The organism is Streptomyces sp. SudanB52_2052 (genome assembly GCF_964272415.1).
Lineage (GTDB): Bacteria > Actinomycetota > Actinomycetes > Streptomycetales > Streptomycetaceae > Streptomyces > Streptomyces olindensis.
Window position 1 is genome coordinate 7,982,033 of sequence record NZ_OZ186796.1, and the last position, 19,950, is coordinate 8,001,982.

A 19,950-nucleotide genomic window follows, 5' to 3' on the forward strand; every position below is an offset into this window, starting at 1 on the left:
CGTCTCCCTCCGCCCGGGAGCCGGCCCGGTCAACTCAGGCCCCACAGCGCCTTGAACTGCTGCTCGTAGCCCTCCACCAGCGGGAAGTCGCCGTCCGTGGACGGCAGGTTGTCCTTGGTGATCAGCATGTTGGGCAGCACCGCCCGCTGGTCCGTGTCCATGGACCGGCCGGTGAAGTGGCGGGCCAGCGCGTCGACCTGGATCCAGGCGGTCTCGTACTGGTTCAGCGCCATCGCGGCGTCGGTGAGGCCGCTCGCGATGTACTGGTAGTTCTGCGCGTCACCGACGTTGACGGCGATGTGCTTCCCGGTGATGCCGGCGGTCTTCAGCGCGGCCGGGACGCCCACGTTGAGCAGTCCGAGGGAGAAGACGACGTGCGTCACCTTCGGGTGCGACCTGAGATACGACACGACCCGGTCCGGCATGTCCTTGCCGATCGCGGTGATCGGCACGTCGACGGTGTCGAGCGGACATCCCTCGCACCACTCCCCGTACGTGGCCGCGAACCCCTCCTTGACGGGCTTGAGGATGGTGTACGCGGGGAGGTCGAAGTAGACGGTGTCGGCCTTGGCTCCGCTGTTCGACACGACCCAGGAGGCGAGCATCTCGCCCTGGACGCCCACGTCCTTCGGCCCGTTCTTCAGCAGGGAGATGCCGTCGCCCACCACATCGTCCGCGTTCGACTGGATGACGGGGATGCCCGCGGCCTTCAGCCGCGCGAGCTGCTTGGCGTAGACGGCGCGAGGGAAACCGGAGGCCACCACCGCGTCCGGCCGGTCGCGCACCGCCTGCTCCCAGGCGGCCTGGACGGACTCCGGTGTGCCCTGCGTCGCGATCGGCTTCACCGTCCAGCCCAGTTCCCCGGCGGCGGCGGTGAAGCGGTCGGCGAGGTCCTTGCAGGACTGGACTCCGCACAGGATGAAGTCGATCTTCTTGCCCTTGGGGATGTCCTGGCCCACCGCTTCGGTGACGGGGATCCGCGTCGGGCGCTCGGAGTACTTCTGGACCGCCGCGCGCGCCGCGGCCAGCCCGGGTGAGTCGGACTCCGCCGCCTGCGACGAGCCGGCGGCGGGAGTGGCACCGCCGCCGCACGCGGCCAGGGCGAGCAGGGCGGTGACGGGGACGATCGCGGTCAGCGCACGGCGGGCCGCGCGGACGGGTCTGCAACTCATCGTTGAGCTCTCCTGCTGATGTCGGCGCCGCGACGCGGCGCCTGGGGTGGAGGGGGCCGTGATGAGCGCCGTCGTGGGGGAGTGAGGGCGGCGCGGTGGCCGACGGAAGAACCGTGCGGCGCGTGGGCGGGGAACGGGCACAGGCCGCGTCCCGGGCGTCGAAACTAGGTAGCGACTACAGTTCCGAATGCGACGGAGTGTGGCACGCCGGGACCGCCTTGGGGAGAGGTGTGCCGCCACATGTTCGGCCCTTGTCTGGTCTTTCCGCCTGGAACTCGGACGATGTGCCGTCCGGTGCCGTCTCGACTGTTGCTCCGGTCTGCATTCACTAACTACACTCGATCTATAGTTTCTGCCGGAGGAGAGAAGATGGACGAATCGTCGGAGGCGGTCACCGCACGGTGCCCCGGGCCCAGCGTCCAGGACTACCTCGACCGGGACAGCCGACCGGTCCCGCCCGCGCTGAGGTACGACCGCAACGATCACCTCGGCAGCGAGGACATCGACGTCGACCGCTTCGTCTCACGTGAGTGGGCCGAGCGCGAGATGGAGCGGGTCTGGCGCCGGGTCTGGCAGTTCGCCTGCCTGGAGAGCGAGATCCCCGAGGTCGGCGACCACGAGGTCTACGAGATCGGCACCGACTCGCTGATCATCGTGCGCACCGCCCCGGACGAGATCCGCGCGTTCGTCAACGCCTGCCTGCACCGCGGCCGCAAACTCCGCACGTCCGGGGGCAATGTCGCCGAGTTCCGCTGCCCCTTCCACGGCTTCGCCTGGAACCTCGACGGGACCATGCAGACGCCGCCCTGCGCCTGGGACTTCCCCCATGTGACCCCGGAGAAGTTCGCGCTCCCGGAGGCCCGGGTGGCCACCTGGCGCGGCTTCGTCTTCATCACCATGGACCCGTACGCCGAGTCCTTCGACACCTATCGCGGCACCTTCGACGCGTACTACATCTGGCCGCTGGAGAAGCGCTACAAGTCGCTGCACATCGCCAAGGTGCTGCCCTGCAACTGGAAGGTCGCGCAGGACGCGTTCATCGAGTCCTTCCACGTGATCGCCACGCATCCCCAGATGCTGCCGTGGCTCGCCGACGCCAACTCCCAGTACGACGTCACCGCCGGCCAGCCCCACTGGAACCGCATGATCAACATCCAGGGCGCTCCGAGCCCTCATGTGGCCGACTCGGTCACCGAGGAGGACGTCCTGGAGACGTTCTACTACTCGCGCTCCTTCTACGCCGCCACCCAGGGCCGTGACCTGGCGCTCCCGGACGGCGAGGAACTGCCCCCGATCCCTCCCGGCGGCACCGCCCGCCAGGTCCTCGCCGACCGCATGCGCGAGCAGCTGGCGGCCCGCGCCGACCAGGACTTCTCGCAGACCTCCGACAGCGAGCTGCTGGACGCCATCAACTACCTGCTGTTCCCCAACTTCAACCCCTGGGGCGGCGTGAAGTCCAACATCGTCTACCGGTTCCGGCCCAACGGGCTCGACCCGGATTCCTGCATCGCCGAGATCCTCTTCATGTCGTCCCCGCCGAAGTCCGGCGAGACGCCGCCGCCCGCGAAGATCCGCTGGGTGCCGGAGGACCTGCTGTTCGCGGACATCCCCGAACTCGGCATCCTCGGCCCGGTGTTCGACCAGGACTGCGAGAACCTGCCGTACGTGCAGCAGGGACTGAAGACCATGCGCAAGCCCGGCATCACCCTGGCCAACTACCAGGAGAGCCGGATACGGCACTTCAACCAGACCCTCGACCAGTGGATGAACAAGTGAGCCACCGTGTGGTGGTCAGGCCCGCCGAAGCCGAGCTCGACGTGCTCGACGGCGAGGACCTGTTCACCGCCGCCCGCCGCCTCGGCTACCGCTGGCCCACCGTCTGCGGCGGCAAGGGCACCTGCCGGACCTGCTTCGTGGAGGTCGACGAGGGCGCCGAGCACTGCTCACCCGTGGGCCCCCTGGAGCGCGAGGGCATCCAGGCCCTGCGGCAGCCGGTGGACGGCCGGACCCGGCTCGCCTGCCAGCTCCGGGTCGCAGGCCCCGTGACCGTGACCAGACGCGGCGTGCGCCGCCGAGTGCAGGAGTGAGTGCAGCATGCCCAAGCAAGTGATCCATCCGCTGACCGGGCACGTGTACCGGCTCACCGAGGACGGCCTGGTCGAGGTGACCGACCCCCGGACGGGAGCGCGGGGAGTCTTCGACTTCCAGGCCCGCTGGCAGTCCGGCGAACTGCGCCACGCCGACCTCCAGATGGCGGGCTGGGTGGGCCGGCTGGCCCAGCGGCGCTCGGCCCCGCAGCAGGAGGAGTGAGCCGGTGACGGCCCGCACCACACGGGTGGTCCGCCTGGTGCGCCGCCCGGCCGGGGAGCCGGTCCCCGGTGACTTCGCGCTCGCCGAGCACCCGCTGCCGCCGCTCGGCGAAGGACAACTCCTCGTGCGCAACCTCTACATGAGCGTCGACCCCTCGATGCGGGGCCGGCTGGAGAGTACCGAGAAGCACTACACGCACAACTTCACGCCCGGCTCCCCTCTGGACGGCCGGGCGCTGGGCATCGTGGAGGAGAGCCGCTGCGCCTCCGTGCCGCCCGGCAGGTACGTACGCCACCAGCTCGGCTGGCGGGAACACGCCGTCCTCGACGCCGCCGCCACGGACGGCGCCGGGCGCATCGACCCCGAACTCGCGCCCCTGCCCACCTGGTTGGGGCTGCTCGGGCAGACCGGCTTCACCGCGTACGTCGGGCTGACGCGGATCGCGGAGGTCCGGCCCGGCGACACGGTCCTCGTCTCGGCCGCCGCCGGAGCCGTGGGCAGCGCCGCCGGGCAGTTCGCCCGGCTGCTCGGGGCGGAGCGGGTCGTGGGCACCGCCGGCGGACCGGACAAGTGCGCCGCGCTGGTGGAGGAGTTCGGCTACGACGCCGCGGCCGACTACCGCGCCGAGCCCGTCCGGGAGGCGCTGGCGCGTCTGGCACCCGACGGCATCGACGTCTACTTCGACAACGTCGGCGGGGCGCAGCTCGCCGCCGCCCTGCACGCCCTGCGCCCCGGCGGCCGGGTCGCGCTGTGCGGCATGATGTCGCAGTTCGGCGGCGAGCGGCCATCCGCCGACCTCAACCAGCTGATCCAGGCGGTCCTCAAGCGGCTGACCCTGCGCGGGTTCATCGTGCGCGACCACGAGGACCTGCGGCCGGAGTTCGAGCACCGGGTCGCCGGCTGGCTCCGCTCGGGCGAGGTGCTCGCCCGGGAGACCGTGGTGGACGGACTGGAGAACGCGGCGGGTGCGCTGCTGTCCCTGCTCGGCGGCGGCAACGTCGGCAAGATGCTCGTACGGCTGGCTCCGTAGCGTTCAGCGCAGGTCGCGCGTCGCCGCCACCGTGTGCGCCTGGAGACTGACGCCGACCCGGGCGAGCCCGGCCGAGGCCGCCCGGAACTCCTTGATGTGCGCGGTGGCGAAGTGCCCGTCGAGCGCCTCCTGCGAGGCCCACCGCTCGTAGACGCGGATGCGCCGCCCGTCCGTGGGGTCGGCGGTCATCGCGTAGTCCAGGCAGCCCGGTTCCTCCTCGCGGCTCCGGCGGCCCAGTGCGACGAGATGGCCCAGCATCGTGTCGCGATCCGCGGGGTCGTAGTCCATCCAGCCGGAGACGATGATCTGCTCTGCCATGTCCGCCCTCTCATGCCTGCGGGCCCGCCGCCCCCTGTCCCGGAGTGCGGCGGGCCCGTTCCGGTTCCTCAGCCGACGCCGTTCACGGTGACCGTGCCGTTGTCCCCGTCGACCGTGACCACCATCCCGTCGCGCAGCCGCAGCGTGCCGCCCTCGACGGAGATGACGGCGGGGATGCCCAGCTCGCGGCAGACCACGACGGCGTGGCTGTTGAGCGCGCCCACGTCCACGACGGCCGCCCCGGCGACCAGGAACAGCGGGGTCCACGCCGCGTCCGTGATGGGCGCCACCAGCACCTCGCCGGGCTCCAGCGCCTCGCAGGAGGCCGGGTCGGTGACGACCCGCACCGTGCCGGTGTAGGTGCCGTGGCTGCCGCCCACGCCGGTGAGCACCTCACCCTCGGCCGCCGCCTCGGACCGCTCCTCGGCGCGTCGCGGCCAGGTACCGATGTCGGTCTGCGCGTCGTCCGCGACGAAGAACGGCGGCTCCAGCTCGTGCAGCCCCGCGTACTCCTCGAGCCGCCGCGCGATGACGGGGCCGAAGGGCACCGGGTCGGCGACGTAGTCGTCCAGCTCGGTGTCCAGCAGCATCATCACGTCCTCCGGCGCGGCGAAGCGCCCCGCCTCCACCCCGCGGCGCCCGAGCTCGCGCAGCGCCATGCGGATCTCGTTGACGACGGTCACGCAGTTGGCCTTGGTGCGCTCACGGGCCGGGATCCACACCCGGGAGGCGTGCAGGCCCGCGTCGAACACCGGCCGCGCGTCCTCGGGAAGCAGCGCCCGGACCTCCACCGCCGTCCGCTCCCGCCGCTCGGTCAGGCGCTGCCGGCGGGCGGCCGGGGAGTCGTCGTCGGAGCTGTGCCGGATCCGGTCGACCAGGGCCAGTGCCTGGACCGGCGCCGCCTCCCACGACAGGGCGTGGATGTCCCACTCGTTGGGCCCGCGGTCGCCGGACTCGGCGAGGAACTCCTCGAAGGCGTCACGGAACGCCTTCACGTCCCCGGCCGCCCCGTCGAGCGCCCGCTCCACCGCGGCCGGCCCCTGGTCGAACAGCGCGGTCAGCTCCGCCGATGCCGCCACCTGGCGGGACAGCGTCCACAGCCCGGTCGAGGGGGAGGCCGAGTCGACGTCCCCCAGACCGCCGATGAGGTCGAGCAGGGCGTCGGGGCGGTCCACGCCCGCGCACAGCGGACCGAGGAGCGCCGGTCCCACGGACGCGGGCAGCGAGGACTCGACGTGCCGTTGGAAGGTGATCTCCACCTCGCCCAGCAACGAGCGGGCGTACGCCACCAGTTCGGCGTCGGACAGCAGGCCCGGGTCGGGCCGCTCGCGGCGCAGGCGGCGCAGCCGCTCCCGGTCGGCGTCGGCCTCCGGGAAGTTCGTCTGGCCGAGCATCCGCTGGAGCGTCGCGCCCGCCCTGGCCGTCAGTTCCGCGTCCTGGTCCTGGGGATGCGGCACGTACACGGGGGTGTCGGAGCGCTGGCCGACGAAGGCCGTGTCGATCTGGTCGGCCGTCTGGCCCATGCGGATGCCGAACAGCCGCATGTGCGACAGGTTCAGGTAGAAGTAGCCGCCGAACATCCCGACGAACGGCGGCCGGGGGCCGGCCACTTCCCGCTCGTGGTAGATGCCGAAGCCGACGAAGCCCTTGCGCCAGCCCTGCAGTCCGCGCCCCCACACCAGCGTCCAGCCGAGCGGGCTGGCGGGTTCCGGCAGGGTCTCGCCCGCGTTGGCGCGGGTGTAGTGCGGCAGACGCTCGCTGCGCTGCCAGTCCGTGATCCAGCTCTTCATGGCCGAGGTTCTCCCGCCGTCCGTCCCGGTGCCGCCGGGGTCTACCACTGTGCCGTTCCGCCGTCGACGCTGATCAGCGTGCCGGTGATGCCCGCGCCCGCGTCGCTCGCCAGCAGCGAGGCGACGGCCGCGATCTGCTCCACCGTGGTGATCTTCCTGGTGGCGGCGTGCTCGGCGAACCGGCCCAGCCACTCCTCGTAACTGATGCCCTCGGCCTCGGCGGCGGCCGGTCCCGCGGCCCGCATCAGGTCGGTGTCGACGGCGCCGGGGCAGATGGCGTTGCAGGTGATGCCCTGGGTGCCGTACTCGAACGCGGTCGCCTTCGTCAGGCCGTGGATGGCGTGCTTGTTGGTGATGTAGTGGCTGATCGCGGGCTTGTTGGCCTGCTTGCCCTCGACGGAGGAGATGTTGATGACGCGGCCCCAGCCGTGCTCCAGCATCTTCGGCAGCGCCCGGCGGGTGCCGTAGAAGTAGGCGTTGAGGTTGAAGGCGAGGGCGTGGTTCCAGGCCTCGTCGCTCAGCTCGTGCAGGGGGGCGAAGCCCTGGCTGCCGCCCGCGTTGTTGACCCAGATGTCGAGCCGCCCGAACCGCTCCGCGGCGAAGTCGGCGAGGGCCTCGATGTCCTCCTGGCTGCTTGCGTCGCAGGGGTGGAAGACGGCCCGGTCCCCGGCGTCCATCTCCTCCAGGGCCTGCTTGCCCTTGACCTCGCTGCGGCCGCTGACGACGACCGTGGCACCGCCGGCGAGGAACGCCTCGGCGATGGCGCGTCCGATGCTGCGCGTGCTGCCCGTGATCACCGCGACACGTCCGTCGAGGCTGCCCGTAGCCACCATGCTGTTCTCCTGCGTGTCTTGTCGGAACGTCACCCGGCGGCTCTGCCTGCTGCGGCAGCGCTGTCCAGGTGTGCGTGAACGGTGCGGTGGAAGTGCTGGAGGCCGGGCTCGTTGCGCCCGAAGACGAAGTCGGTTCCGGCTGCGGCCAGGGCCTCGAGCCCCTGCTGGACGCCGTACGTCGTCGCGTAGTCCTCGTCGCGGACCACCTCGTGGAACCACTCGCCGAACTGGTCGGCGGCCTTGCGCTCCTGCTCGGTCACGGCCGGCTCGCGCAGCAGGATGATCTGCTGGGTCACCGACTCGGTGGCCGTCCGGGGCAGCACCAGCGAGACGGCGATCTTCTGCCGCCAGCCGCCGGCGATCGCCAGCCCGGGGAAGAGCCAGTAGATGGGGCCGACGCAGTCGCCGGGGTCGCGCCGGTCGGCCGGCAGGTCCACCGCCTGGGCGATGGGACGCAGGGCGGGCGCGATGCGCTGGTGGGGGCCCCAGGTGTCGTGGGCCATCATGTTGGACAGGTTCGTCTCGAACACCGTCTTCGGGTGCAGCGAGGCGAAGTGGTAGGTCTCCAGGTATCCGTCGAGGGTGACCTTCCAGTTGGGGCTGGTCAGCTCGCGGGTGGAGTAGTGGTGGCACTCCGCCATGCGGAGCCCCTCCAGCAGCGGCCCCAGGTCGCCCAGCCAGGCGTCGAGGTCGTGCTCGGCGGCCGGGTCCAGGGAGACGAAGACGATGCCCGCGCGTTCCCCGGCCGGCAGCCGCACCAGGCCGCGGCCCTCGCGGGGCACCGGGCCGAAGGTCTTCTCGGCGTACACGCCCCGCAGTTCCCCGGCCAGGTCGTACGACCAGGAGTGGTAGGGGCAGGTGAGCCGTCTCGACGTTCCGCAGCCGGGCTCCAGGAGCTTGGCCCCGCGGTGGCGGCAGGCGTTGATCATCGCGTGCACGGCGCCCTGCCGGTCACGGGTGATCAGGACCGGGAGGCCCAGCACGTCGATCGCCTTGTAGGTGTTCGGCCCGGGAAGCTCGCAGGACATGGCGAGCGGCAGCGGGACACTGCGGTGCACGGCGTCCATCTCGCGCTGCCACCGGTCGGCGTCGAGGTAGTGCCCGACGGGTTCCGTCCACTGGTCCGCGGCCTCGTGCGTGGTGCCCGCGCGGTAGTGCTCCAGCACGCGCTCGACGAGGTCGGCCGCGTCCTGCCGCATCGCCGCCGCGGCGGGATCGGCGGACCGGTCCTGGCTGATCCACGAGGTGTAGGCGGGGGCCTTGGGCGGCTGAGGCTGGTCAGTCGTCTCCAGAGGCTCCGGGGAACTGGTCCGGACCACGGTGTCCTCACAATCCTCCCAGCCGAGAGCTGGGGAACGGCTCCGGTTGCGGCAGCTGGGCTGTGAGCGACAAAACAACAGGGCTTAGTGTGGCCTGTCAATAGTAAGTAGGAAAAGTGACGGACCGGTCGGCGTGGGCGGCGGGCGCGCGGCGGATCAGCGTCGGGGCGGGCGTCGAGAGCGATGTCGCCAAGTTGGTGCACTGCCGTAGTAATTAGACAGCCTCTTCAGTAAGGTGCCTTCCCGTAGTTACTGTAGTGCGACACAACAAAGTCCGATCGGTGGGACACCTCCCCGGGGCGAAGGGGCCGACGATGGCTCACACCACACCGCAGAAGCCGACCGCGCGGGTCGTACGCGACCTGCACGAGCGCATGGTCCGCATCCGGCTGTTCGAGACCGAGGCGGGAAAACTCATGGAGGCGGGCAAGCTGCCCGGCTTCCTGCACCTCTACGTCGGCCAGGAGGCCGTGGCCGCGGGCGTGATGACGGCGCTCCGCGACGACGACCAGATCACCTCCACCCACCGCGGGCACGGGCACGCCGTGGCCAAGGGCGTCGGCCTCAAGCAGATGTACGCCGAGCTGTACGGCCGCGTCACCGGCGCCTGCCTCGGCCGCGGCGGCAGCATGCACATCAACGACGTCACACGCGGCATGCTCGGCGCCAACGGCATCGTCGGCGCCGGCATCCCGATCGCCGTCGGCGCCGCTTTCGCCGCCCGCTACCAGGGCGAGGACAGCGTCGCCGTCACCTTCTTCGGTGACGGCGCCACCAACATCGGCTCCTTCCACGAGGCCGCCAACCTGGCCGCCGTGCTGCGCCTGCCGGTGCTGTTCGTCTGCGAGAACAACGGCTACGCCGAGTTCACCCCGCAGTCCGGTCACATGCTGCTCGCCGACGTCGCCGACCGGGCGGCGGCCTACGGCATGCCCAGCGTGATCGTCGACGGCATGGACGCCGTCGCCGTCCACGAGGCCGCCGTGGCAGCGGTGGAGCGGGCCCGGGCCGGCGAGGGCCCGATGATGATCGAGGCCAAGACCTACCGCTACTTCGACCACCAGGGCGTCAAAGGGCTGCGCCATCCCTACCGCTCCCAGCAGGAGGTCGACGAGTGGAAGGCCCGGGACCCGATCGACCTGCTGGAGGCCCGGGCCGTCGCCGACGGCACCGCCACGCGCGCCGAACTCGACGACGTGTGGCGGCGCACCCGCGAGGAGATCGCCGAGGCCATCGCGTACGCCGAGGCGAGCCCGCTGCCCGACACCGCCGACCTCCTGCTCAACGTCTACTCGGGGTGACCGCCATGACCACCATCACCGAAGCACCGGCCGCCGCCCCGCACGGCACGGCCCGCACCCTGACCTACGTCAAGGCCTTCAACGAGGGGCTGGCGCAGGCCATGCGCGAGGACGACAGCGTCTTCGTCGCCGGGGAGGACGTGGCCGGATACGGCGGCGTGTTCCGCATGTTCGACAACCTGCTGGACGAGTTCGGCCCGCGCCGCATGATCGACACGCCGATCTCCGAGGCCGCGCTCGTCGGCCTCGGCGTCGGCGCCGCCGCCCGGGGCCTGCGCCCCGTCGTCGACCTGATGTTCATGGACTTCATCGGCGTCTGCCTGGACCAGATCGTCAACCAGGCCGCCAAGATGAAGTACATGTTCGGCGGTGCCGTGTCCGTGCCGCTCACCATCACCACGGCCTCCGGCGCGGGCCTCGGCGCAGCCGCCCAGCACAGCCAGAGCCTGGAGGCCTGGCTCGCGCACGTGCCCGGCCTGAAGGTCGTGATGCCGTGCGACGCCTACACCGCCAAGGGCCTGACCGTCTCCGCGATCCGGGACGACAACCCGGTCGTCGTGATGCTCAACAAGGTGCTGCTGGGCAGCAGGAGCGAAGTGCCGGAGGACATCTACGGCATCCCGCTGGGGCAGGCCCACACCGCCCGGCCGGGTTCCGACGTCACCGTCATCGCGCTCGGCCGGATGGTGGGCGAGGCCCTCGCAGCGGCCGACGAACTCGCGGCCGAGGGCATCGAGGCCGAGGTGATCGACCCGCGCACGGTGCAGCCGCTGGACACCGACACCATGATCGCGTCGGCCCGCCGCACCAACCGGGTCCTGGTGGTGCACGAGGCCGTCACCTTCGGCGGGCTCGGCGCGGAGATCGCCGCGCAGATCCAGGACGCGGCCTTCGACCACCTGGACGCGCCGGTCCTGCGGATCGGCGCCCCCTTCTCCCCGGTGCCGTTCTCCCCGGTGCTGGAGAAGGCGTACGTCCCCGACGCGGCCCGTATCGCACAGGGCTGCCGGCGCCTCCTCGAAAGGTCGTGAGGGACGTGGCGGTCGAGGTTCTGCTGCCGAAGATCGGCCTGACCATGCAGGACGGCACGATCGACGAGTGGCTGGTGCCGGCCGGCACGGTCGTCTCCGAGGGCGACGCCCTGCTGCGGCTGGCCACCGACAAGGTCGACGTGGACGTCGAGGCCGAGGCCGGGGGAGTGTTCCACCCCGCCGTCCCGGCGGGGACGACGGTCCCGGCGGGGGCGCTCATCGGCTGGCTGCTCGCAGAGGGCGAGCAGCCACCGGGCCCGGGGGGTACGCCGATGCCCGCCGGGCCCGGATCCGGCGTAACCGTCACCGGGGGCCCGTCCGCGGCACCCGCCGTCAACGGCGGGGTGGCGGTGCGAGGTGACGCGACCCGGTCCGGCGGTGGGGTGGCGGTGCGTGGTGACGCGGAACCGTCCGGCGGTGGAGATCGGATTCTGGCGTCGCCCAATGCGCGGCGCGTGGCGGCCCGGGCGGGCGTCGACCTGGGGGCCGTGCGCGGCACCGGGCCGGGCGGCAGGATCGTGTCCGAAGACGTGGAGGACGTCCTCGCCGCCACGCCGGCGCAGGCGACCCCCGCAGCCCAGGCCGTCCCCGTCTCGCCCCTCGTGCGGAAGTTGGCGAAGGAGCGCGGCATCGACCTCGCCGGCGTACGCGGCACGGGCGCGGGCGGCCGGATCCGCCGGGCCGACCTCGACACGGCCGGCACGGAACCCGCAGCCACCCCGGTGCGCTCGGCCGACGTCATCCCGCTGACCGGCATGCGCGGCACCATCGCCCGCCGGATGCACGCCAGCCTCCAGGAGATGGCGCAGCTCACGCACGGCTACGACGTGCGCATGGACGCCGTCGTGTCGCTGCGCGCGCGGCTGAAGCAGGAGTGGGCGGACAGCGACCTGCCGGTGCCCAGCCTCAACGACTTCCTGCTGAAGGCCGCGGCCCTGGCCCTGCGCGAGCACCCGCTGCTCAACGCGGTCGTGCGCGACGACGGCATCCACCTCTACGAGGACATCCACCTCGGGACCGCCGTCGCAGTCCCGGGCGGCCTGCTCGTCCCCGTGATCGAGGACGCGGCGACGCTGCCGCTGCCCGAGCTCGCCCGCCGGTCCCGGGAACTGGCGGACGCCGCCCGCGCGGGGCGGATCTCCCCGGCCCGGCTGGAGGGGGCCACGTTCACCGTCACCTCGCTCGGCGGGTACGGAGTCGACTTCTTCACCCCCGTGATCAACCCCGGCAACGTCGCCATCCTCGGGGTGGGCAGACTCCGGGACGGCGTCGAGTGGGTGGACGAGCAGCCGCGCCGGACGCGGGTGCTCACCCTCAGCCTCACCTTCGACCACCGGGCCGTCGACGGGGCGCCCGCCGCCGAGTACCTGCGCACCGTGGAGGGGCTGTTGCGCAGGCCGCTGCGGCTGCTGCTGTGAAGCGACGGGTCAGTCCTGCGCCCCGGTGATCCGGTCGGCGAGCCGCTGGACCTCCTCGGTGAACGCCCGGTGCCCGAGCGCCCGATAGACCTCGTCGCCCCGGATCTGCGAGATCGCGGAGTTCTCCAGCAGGGCCAGCACACCCAGGCCGGTCACCGCCGCCTCCGCGTCGGTGACCGGCTCGCGGTCCTTGCGCACCAGCCGCACCAGTTCCTCCAGCAACTGCGTACGGATCTCGTGCCGCAGGAGCTCCGCCTCCTGGCTCATCCCGGCCGAGGAGACGAAGAAGACCGTGGCGGCCGAACGGTGCTCGCCCAACCAGGCCAGCAGCGCGATGACCTCCGGGCCGATGCCCGAGCCGGGCGTGTGCGCCTCGGTGAGCGACTCCAGCTGTGCCCGCAGGGCGGCGGCGAACACCCGCATGCCCTCCACCAGCACCTGGTCCTTGGAGGAGAAGTGGTAGTACACCGCCGCGGACGTCATCTCCGCCCGCGCGGCGATGTCGGCCACCGTCACCTCGTCCGGCGGCTGTGTGGCGAACAGCTCCGTGGCGGCCTCGATCACCCACTGCCGACGTGACGGGCGATGAGCGGCACGGGTTCCGGAAGTCGTCATGGTGTCAAGTATGCCGAACGCCCTGTGCACCAGCACCCCTGTGGTACGGGGATTTGCCGAGACCGGGGGACGGAGTTACTCGACATCCTCGATAGCATGGCCAGTGCACCGGACGTATCGACGCCGGAACAGGAAGCCGCAAGGGGAGCGCAGATGGCCACCACGAAGAACGGCAAGCAGCCGGCTCACCGGCCTTCCCGGCGCCTGCACATCATCGATGCCGCGGTACGGGTCTTCGGCCGCAAGGGCTTCGCGGAGACCAGCATCCAGGACATCGCGGACGAGGCCCAGGTGGTGCCCACGGCCGTCTACTACCACTTCGACGGCAAGGAGGAGCTCCTCGAACTGGCCATGCGCCGCGTCTTCGACGAGCTGAACGCCGTCGTGGAGGAGGCCCGTCCGGACACGGAGCCGGGCGACGCCAAGGGGCTGCTGCGGGTCATCGACGCCGTGTGGGACTGGGTGGAGAGGAACCCCGACGAGGCCCGGCTGTTCCAGGTCCAGGTGGCCTCCGCGAACGGCAACGTGAAGGTGCTGCGCGACGAGTTCGAGCAGCGGCACATCCAGCGCGCGTACGACTACCTGCCCGAGACGGCCGCGCGCAGCGCCCGCGCCGCCAAGGCCAGGCACGCCGCGCAGGCGCTCGCGGTCCGCACCCTCATCAGCACCACCATGCTGGTCACCGCGCTGCGAGCGGAGGGCGGGCCACTGGCCGGGCTGCCGCCGCGCGCCGTACAGCAGGCGGTCAGGTCGACCGCGCTGCGGATCATCGCGGCGGAGCAGGCCACGACGGCGACCGGGTCGGCCTGACCGGCTCCGCGACCTGCCCCGGGCCGTGCGACTGACACACCGGCACAGCAGCACACCGGCACACCATCACACCGTGAGCACCGCGCACGCGCTGATCCCCGGTGCCCCGTACACATGCGTGAAGCCCACCCGCGGGTCGCCCGGTACCTGGATCCCCGGTGCCCGGCCCTGCAACTGCCGTACCACCTCGTGGAACTGGCGCAGCCCCGAGGCGCCGACGGGCTCGCCGCCGGCCAGGCAGCCGCCGTCGGTGTTCACCGGGATCCGGCCCGTGGGATCGGTGTCCCCGGCGGCCAGCAGCCGCTCCTGCTCGCCGTGGGCGCACAGCCCGGTCTCCGCCAGGTGGATCAGCTCCGAGCCGCTGTCGGTGTCCTGTACCTGCGCCACCCGCACGTCCGCCGGACGCACCCCCGCCCCGCGGAACGCCGCCTCGGCCGCGTCGACGCTGGGGCTGCGGTGCGGGCCTGGCGGCAGCCAGGGGGAGAAGACCTCGAACGATCCGAACCGCCGGGTGCGGAACGCCAGTGACGCCAGCCGGACGGGCCGTTCGCACAGGTCGAACGCGCGGTCGCCCAGCGCCAGCACGAGGGCCACCGCGCCCTGCCCCGGCGAGCAGAACATGTACTGCGTCAGCGGCGGGCTGACCTCGGCGGAGTCCAGGATCTCCCGCTCGGTCAGCGGCTTGCGGCGCCAGGCCAGAGGGTGCTGCGCGCCGTTGCGGAAGGCCCGCTCCGCCACCCGCGCGAGCGCCCGCTCGGAGATGCCCTGCTCGTGCAGATACCGCCGGGTCTTCAGGGCGAAGAACTGCGTGGTGAGCATCAGGCCGCTCTCGGCGTACCAGTCGCCGAGCCCGTAGCGGGCGGGGGAGGCGTTGAAGGCGCCCCGGGCATGCTTGTCGAAGCCCACGGCCAGACCGAGCGCCGCCTCGCCCGCCCGCAGGGCGTTGGCCACCGCCAGCACGGTGGAGGCGCCGGTGGCGCAGCCGTTCTGCACGTTCACGAACGGCACCCCGGTCAGTCCGAGGCGGCCCACCAGGGTGTCGGGCTTCCCGGACACGTCGGAGCCGCCCGCCGCGTACCCGACGTCCTCCCAGGCGACACCGGCGTCGGCCAGCGCCTCGCGCACCGCCCGCTCGGCCATGTCCATCCCGGTGACGCTCTCGTCCCGGCCGAAGGGGTGCATCCCGCAGCCGACGACGTACACCTCGGCGGTCCGGCTCATCGCCCGCCTTCCCGGTCCGGTCCGAACGCGAAGGTCAGCACCTCGGTCCCGTCCTCGTCGTGGTACGCCTCCACCGTGGTCAGCCGCACCGGCAGCCCGATCCGGATCTCCGCCCGGGGGATCGCCAGCCGCGCTTCGACCAGCACCTCACCGAGGTCCACGTAGCCCAGGTGGTACGGCTCGAAGCCCCCGGCCGGAGGCCGGTACGGCGGCTTGGGCGGGAAGGCCTGGAGCGTCCACGACCACAGCCGCCCGCTCGACGGCAGCGCGTGCGCGGACATCGTCCCGTCCGAGCACCTGGGGCACGAGTCCTGCCGGGGGAAGACGACGGTGCCGCACGCGGTGCAGCGCGCCCCGACGAGCCGCGGGGGATCCGCGCTGTCGAACAGGGTCTCGTCGATGAGTCTGGTGGTCATGCCGTCCCGCCTTCCACGTCACCAGCCGAGCAGTCCGGCCAGCCGCTCCCGGTGGTGCGCGGCGCCGCCCAGCAGCACCGCGTCGGACTGGGCACGCCGGAAGTACAGGTGCGCGTCGTGCTCCCAGGTGAAGCCCATGCCGCCGTGCAGCTGCACGCACTCGGCGGCGACGGACACGAACGCCTCGCCGCACCACGCCTGCGCCACCGCGGCCGCCTCGGCCAGCGCGTCGGGCGCCCCCGCCGCGCGCACCGCCCGCACCACGGCCGACCGCGCGGACTCCACCTGGAGCAGCATGTCGGCACAGGTGTGCTTGACCGCCTGGAAGCTGCCGATCGGCCTGCCGAACTGGGCGCGCTCCCGTACGTGGGCCACCGTCATGTCCAACGCGGCCTGCGAGCCGCCGAGTTGCTCGGCCGCCAGGGCCACCAGGGCCACGTCCAGCGCGCGGGTCACGACGTCGGCGCCCTCCCCGCCGGCGGTCAGGGCGCGGGCCCGTGCGCCGGTGAAGGTGACGACCGCCTGTCCGCGGCTGAGGTCCAGGGTGGGGACCCGGCGCACCGTCACCCCCGGCTCGTGCGGGTCGACGAGGAACAGGTCCACGCCGTCGCTCCCCCCGGCCGCGACGACCAGTGCCTCGGCGTCGGCGCCGTCGAGGACGAACGGCGCGGTGCCGTCCAGGACCGGGACGCTGCCCGTCCAGGAGGTGACGGCCACCGGCACGGCGTCCGGCCGCCACACGCCGTCGGGCGCCGCCACGGCGAGGGCGTGCACCCGGCCCTCCGCCAGCTCGGTCAGCGCCGCTTCGGCCGTGCCGCAGCCCGCCAGCACCTGCCCCGCCAGCACGGTGGACGACAGCAGGGGCACCGGCGCGAGCGTCCGGCCCAACTCCTCGCACACCACGGCGATCTCCGCGAGCCCGCCGACGCCTCCGACCGCTTCGGGCAGCCCGAGGGCGGCCAGGCCGACCTGCCGGCCGAGCGTGTCCCACAGCCCGGCGTCGATGCCGGGGGCGTCCTCGGACAGTCCCCGCACCGCCGCGGTGCCGCCCGCGTCGGCGCACACCGACCGCACGGTCTCGCGCAGGTCGTCCAGTTCGGCGCCGGACAGGGCCGTGCCGTCGGTCATGGTGCTCGTCATCGCGTGCTCCCGCTCTCGTCGTGCCGTCCCCGCAGCGCGCTGTGCGCCGCCGCCATGCGGGCGACCGGCACTCGGTGCGCGGAGCAGGAGACGTAGTCGAGGCCCAGGTCGTCGCAGAGCGCGATCGACTCCGGGTCACCGCCGTGCTCACCGCAGACGCCGAGCTTGATGCCGGGGCGCACGCTCCGGGCCCGCTCGGCCGCCAGGCGGATCAGCGCGCCCACGCCGTGCGGGTCGAGCCGGGCGAACGGGCTCGCGGCGAGGAACCCGCGTTCCTGGTACGTGCCCAGCACCTGGCGCTCCACGTCGTCGCGGGAGAAGCCGTAGGTGAGCTGGGTGAGGTCGTTGGTGCCGAAGGAGAAGAACTCGGCGTGCTCGGCGAGTTCGGCGGCCAGCAGGGCGGCCCGGGGCGTCTCGATCATCGTGCCGATCCGGTACGGCACCCGCACGCCGGTCCGTGCCGCGACCGCGTCGGCGGCCCCGCGCACGTACGCCGCCGCCGCGGCCAGTTCCTCCGGCAGGCTGACGAGCGGGATCATCACCTCCAGCGCGGGGCGGACACCCGTGGCGGCGACGTCCGCCCAGGCGGCGAAGAGCGCCTCGGCCTGCGCCGGGTAGAGCCGCTCGTGCAGCAGCGCCAGGCGCACGCCGCGCAGCCCCAGCATGGGGTTCGCCTCGCGCAGTGCGGCCGCCCGGTGCTCGGCCCCGGGGTCGCCCGCCTCGCCCGGCGCGGGCAGGAACTCGTGCAGCGGCGCGTCCAGCAGCCGTACGGTGACCGGGCGGTTCCCGACGGCGGTCAGCAGGGCCCGGAAGTCCTCGTGCTGGGCGTCTTCCAGGGCGAGCAGGGCCTCGTCCCGGGCGGCCCGGTCGGCGGCGAGGACGACGCGCCGGATCAGCGGCAGCCGGCCGCCGAGGAACTGGTGCTCGGTACGGCACAGGCCGACCCCCTCCGCGCCCAGGGCGACGGCGGTCTCCACCTCCGCCGCCGTGTCCGCGTTGACGCGCACGCCCAGCCGGCGTACACCGTCCGCCCAGTCCAGCAGGGTGGACAGCTCCGGGGGCGGGCCGGCGACGGTGACCGGCAGCGTGCCGGCGTACACGGCGCCGGTGCGGCCGTCGAGCGACACCGGATCGCCCTCGCGCAGCACGCGGTCCCCGATCCGGACCGTGCCGGCCGCCGGGTCCACGCGCAGACCCTCGGCGCCGCACACCGCCGGTGTGCCGGCGCCCCGCGCCACCACGGCGGCGTGCGAGGCGATGCCGCCGCTGCCGGTGAGGACCGCGGCGGCGGCCAGCATGCCGGGCACGTCGGCCGGAGTGGTCTCGTGGGCCACCAGTACGGCGGGCGTACCGGCCGCGCCCAGTTCGAGGGCGCGCTCGCTGGACAGGGCGATCGGGCCCGCCGCGGCTCCGGGGGAGGCGGCCAGTCCGCGGACGAGGGGTTCGTCCGCCGCGGCCGGCCGCAGCCGGGGATGCAGCAACTCCTGCACCTGGCCGGGGGCGACGCGGCGTACCGCCTCCTCCGGGTCCAGCGAGCCCTCCGCCGCGAGGTCGGCGGCGAGGCACACCGCGGCGCGCAGCGGGGGGCGGCTCACCGCGGCGGCGGACAGCAGCGCGATCTCGCCGTCGCGCAGCTCGAAGTCGACGCGGACCGGGGCGTGCAGATGACGTTCCAGGGTGAGCAGCGAGTGTTCCAGCAGCGCGGCGGCCGGGCCCAGTTCCTCCAGTGGTTCGCCGGGGTGCGAGGGCGGCTGCGGGGGCGGCGTGCCGCGGCGTACGCCGCGGAAGAAGGAGCCGTGCGGCGCGAAACGGCCGCTGTCGGGGTCCCGGCTGACCGCCGTGCCGTAGCCGGAGCGGTCCCACGGGCCGATGCGCAGGGCCTGGACGTGCAGGGCGACACCCAGGTCAGCGGTCAGTCCCTGGGTCCTGCGGGACCGCCTGGCCCGGGGCGAGGCCCAACGGGCCAGTACCGCCCGGGCGGCCAGCGCCAGCTGCTCCGCCGGGTCGTCGGGGTACGTGCGTCCGGCGTGCCGGGCGACGGCCGCCAGCAGCGCGTCGGCGCGGGCCCGCGCCGACACGGCGTCGAGGAGGGCGTCGTCCAGCTCGGCGCCGGGCACGTCGAGGGCGTACTCGGCGGTCATCCGCAGCGTCGAGGCCCACACGTCGTGCAGCGCGTCCTCGCGACCGATGACGGCGCACAGGTCGCCGGTGACGGCCGGGGCGAGACCGATCCCGGCGAGGTCCGGCGGCAGTCCCGCGACCTCGGTCGACGCGCTCGCCGAGAGCCGCAGCAGCAGTGGCCTGCTCCGGTCTCCGACCCGCCGCCCCGAGAGCTGCTCCACGAGTTCCAGGGCGGCTCGGGCGGTGTCCGGCTCGCCCAGCGACGCGGCCGACCCGGTCGGCACGGTGAGTCCGGGCACCACGGGAAGCCCGAGGGCCACCAGCCGGTCCATGGCCGTGCCGTGGGTGCCCAGGGCGTCGGCGTCCAGCCCGCGGATCCGCCCCTGGCCGTACGGCACCAGGGCGTGGCCCGGCACGGGGGCCGGGATGGGGGCGCCGGCCGGGCGCTCGGTGACGCTCACCCCCGGCTCCCGCCGACGAGCTCCTCCTCCAGGGCCTCGTCCTCGGCCCGGCTGATGCCGAGCACCAGCAGCAGCTCCTGGTGCAGCCGCATCCACACCGTGTGGTACGAGTCGCACAGCGGCGAGGCGAGCCACTCCACCGCGCCGTCGTCGAAGCGGTCGAGCGCGTCGTCCAGGTCGGTCAGATAGCGACCGCTGCCGGGCAGAACGCGCTCCAGCCTGCGCAGCACGGGCCGGATCGCCTCGTGCACGTCCTCCAGGGCCTCGCGCACCTCGGCGTCGTAGACGCTGTCGGTGTGGTCGTTGGGGGTGCCGTCGGGACGGCACTGCCAGGCTGTGCACACCTCGCGGATCCGGCGGTTGACCGGCAGGAAGGCGTGGTAGGCGGCGGTGATCCGCTCCTCCTGCTCGGAGCCCGCGGGGACCCGCAGGATCCGCGCGGCTATGGCCTTGGCGGGCTCGGACGGCAGGACCACCGGACCTTTCACCAGGGCGAGCCCGGCGTCGGCCAGGGCGCGGTACTCCGCCTCCGGCCTGCCGCGCCACATGCCGCGCAGCACCAGGTCGACCACGGCTTCGGTGAGGGGCTCGTCGAGAGCGTCCGTCCCGGTCACGGCAGCAGGTTGCATCGCCACACCTCTTCC

General features: G+C 73.0%; 19 protein-coding genes. 8 read left to right on the plus strand and 11 right to left on the minus strand.

Features of this window, described 5'->3' with window-relative positions; translation table 11 throughout:
• Positions 1-29 precede the first annotated feature (29 nt).
• Positions 30-1,172, minus strand: a complete 1,143-nt coding sequence (locus ACSUPV_RS35960; protein WP_037761778.1) for a sugar ABC transporter substrate-binding protein — start codon at positions 1,170-1,172, stop codon at positions 30-32.
• A 369-nt stretch (positions 1,173-1,541) separates the two neighbouring features.
• Between ACSUPV_RS35960 and ACSUPV_RS35965 the strand changes: the two genes are divergently transcribed.
• The 4 genes from ACSUPV_RS35965 to ACSUPV_RS35980 are packed head-to-tail and all read left to right on the plus strand — an operon-like array spanning position 1,542 to position 4,512.
• A complete protein-coding gene (locus ACSUPV_RS35965; RefSeq protein WP_031117237.1) occupies positions 1,542-2,948 on the plus strand; it encodes an aromatic ring-hydroxylating oxygenase subunit alpha in 1,407 nt (468 codons plus the stop codon).
• On the plus strand, positions 2,945-3,259 hold the full coding sequence (locus ACSUPV_RS35970) for a 2Fe-2S iron-sulfur cluster-binding protein (protein WP_037761776.1): 315 nt from the start codon (positions 2,945-2,947) through the stop codon (positions 3,257-3,259). The genes ACSUPV_RS35965 and ACSUPV_RS35970 overlap by 4 nt, the downstream gene beginning before the upstream one ends.
• 7 nt (positions 3,260-3,266) lie before the next feature.
• A complete protein-coding gene (locus ACSUPV_RS35975) occupies positions 3,267-3,482 on the plus strand; it encodes a hypothetical protein (RefSeq protein WP_031117236.1) in 216 nt (71 codons plus the stop codon).
• A gap of 4 nt (positions 3,483-3,486) precedes the next feature.
• A complete protein-coding gene (locus ACSUPV_RS35980) occupies positions 3,487-4,512 on the plus strand; it encodes an NADP-dependent oxidoreductase (protein WP_359789762.1) in 1,026 nt (341 codons plus the stop codon).
• A 3-nt stretch (positions 4,513-4,515) separates the two neighbouring features.
• Here the strand turns inward: ACSUPV_RS35980 and ACSUPV_RS35985 are convergent, their stop codons facing one another.
• From ACSUPV_RS35985 to ACSUPV_RS36000, 4 genes are all read right to left on the minus strand, one after another.
• Positions 4,516-4,830 (minus strand): putative quinol monooxygenase, encoded by a 315-nt coding sequence (locus tag ACSUPV_RS35985; protein WP_031117233.1) that lies wholly within the window; start codon positions 4,828-4,830, stop codon positions 4,516-4,518.
• Between the two features lie 68 nt (positions 4,831-4,898).
• Complete coding sequence (locus ACSUPV_RS35990; RefSeq protein WP_031117232.1) at positions 4,899-6,620, minus strand: PEP-utilizing enzyme; 1,722 nt, start codon at positions 6,618-6,620, stop codon at positions 4,899-4,901.
• A gap of 41 nt (positions 6,621-6,661) precedes the next feature.
• Positions 6,662-7,453 carry an SDR family NAD(P)-dependent oxidoreductase gene (locus tag ACSUPV_RS35995; RefSeq protein ID WP_031117231.1) on the minus strand — a complete coding sequence of 264 codons (792 nt, stop codon included), beginning with the start codon at positions 7,451-7,453 and terminating at the stop codon, positions 6,662-6,664.
• A gap of 29 nt (positions 7,454-7,482) precedes the next feature.
• Entirely contained in the window at positions 7,483-8,772 is a 1,290-nt protein-coding gene (locus tag ACSUPV_RS36000; protein WP_031117230.1) for an aromatic ring-hydroxylating oxygenase subunit alpha, read from the minus strand.
• Positions 8,773-9,086: 314 nt separating this feature from the next.
• On the opposite strand from ACSUPV_RS36000, the gene ACSUPV_RS36005 reads away from it, so the two are divergent.
• The 3 genes from ACSUPV_RS36005 to ACSUPV_RS36015 are packed head-to-tail and all read left to right on the plus strand — an operon-like array spanning position 9,087 to position 12,522.
• On the plus strand, positions 9,087-10,073 hold the full coding sequence (locus tag ACSUPV_RS36005) for a thiamine pyrophosphate-dependent dehydrogenase E1 component subunit alpha (RefSeq protein ID WP_037761771.1): 987 nt from the start codon (positions 9,087-9,089) through the stop codon (positions 10,071-10,073).
• Positions 10,074-10,078: 5 nt separating this feature from the next.
• Positions 10,079-11,104, plus strand: coding sequence for an alpha-ketoacid dehydrogenase subunit beta (locus ACSUPV_RS36010; RefSeq protein WP_031117228.1), 1,026 nt, complete (start codon positions 10,079-10,081; stop codon positions 11,102-11,104).
• Between the two features lie 5 nt (positions 11,105-11,109).
• Entirely contained in the window at positions 11,110-12,522 is a 1,413-nt protein-coding gene (locus tag ACSUPV_RS36015) for a 2-oxo acid dehydrogenase subunit E2 (protein ID WP_436949350.1), read from the plus strand.
• Between the two features lie 9 nt (positions 12,523-12,531).
• Here ACSUPV_RS36015 and ACSUPV_RS36020 read toward each other — a convergent pair whose 3' ends face one another.
• A complete protein-coding gene (locus ACSUPV_RS36020; protein ID WP_382612082.1) occupies positions 12,532-13,137 on the minus strand; it encodes a TetR/AcrR family transcriptional regulator in 606 nt (201 codons plus the stop codon).
• Between the two features lie 153 nt (positions 13,138-13,290).
• Between ACSUPV_RS36020 and ACSUPV_RS36025 the strand changes: the two genes are divergently transcribed.
• Positions 13,291-13,947: a TetR/AcrR family transcriptional regulator gene (locus ACSUPV_RS36025; RefSeq protein WP_031117223.1), complete on the plus strand. Its 657-nt coding sequence runs from the start codon at positions 13,291-13,293 to the stop codon at positions 13,945-13,947.
• 66 nt (positions 13,948-14,013) lie between these two features.
• On the opposite strand, the gene ACSUPV_RS36030 is transcribed toward ACSUPV_RS36025, so the two are convergent.
• From ACSUPV_RS36030 to ACSUPV_RS36050, 5 genes are read right to left on the minus strand one after another with little or no spacing between them, the layout of a single operon-like run.
• Positions 14,014-15,168, minus strand: a complete 1,155-nt coding sequence (locus ACSUPV_RS36030; protein ID WP_436949353.1) for a thiolase family protein — start codon at positions 15,166-15,168, stop codon at positions 14,014-14,016.
• Complete coding sequence (locus ACSUPV_RS36035; RefSeq protein WP_031117221.1) at positions 15,165-15,584, minus strand: Zn-ribbon domain-containing OB-fold protein; 420 nt, start codon at positions 15,582-15,584, stop codon at positions 15,165-15,167. Before ACSUPV_RS36035 ends, ACSUPV_RS36030 begins: the two co-directional genes overlap by 4 nt.
• Positions 15,585-15,602: 18 nt before the next feature.
• Positions 15,603-16,724, minus strand: a complete 1,122-nt coding sequence (locus ACSUPV_RS36040; protein WP_051648725.1) for an acyl-CoA dehydrogenase family protein — start codon at positions 16,722-16,724, stop codon at positions 15,603-15,605.
• Positions 16,721-19,306: a putative PEP-binding protein gene (locus ACSUPV_RS36045; protein WP_436949355.1), complete on the minus strand. Its 2,586-nt coding sequence runs from the start codon at positions 19,304-19,306 to the stop codon at positions 16,721-16,723. Before ACSUPV_RS36045 ends, ACSUPV_RS36040 begins: the two co-directional genes overlap by 4 nt.
• Complete coding sequence (locus ACSUPV_RS36050) at positions 19,303-19,920, minus strand: hypothetical protein (protein WP_359791523.1); 618 nt, start codon at positions 19,918-19,920, stop codon at positions 19,303-19,305. The genes ACSUPV_RS36045 and ACSUPV_RS36050 overlap by 4 nt, the downstream gene beginning before the upstream one ends.
• Between the last annotated feature and the right edge of the window lie 30 nt (positions 19,921-19,950).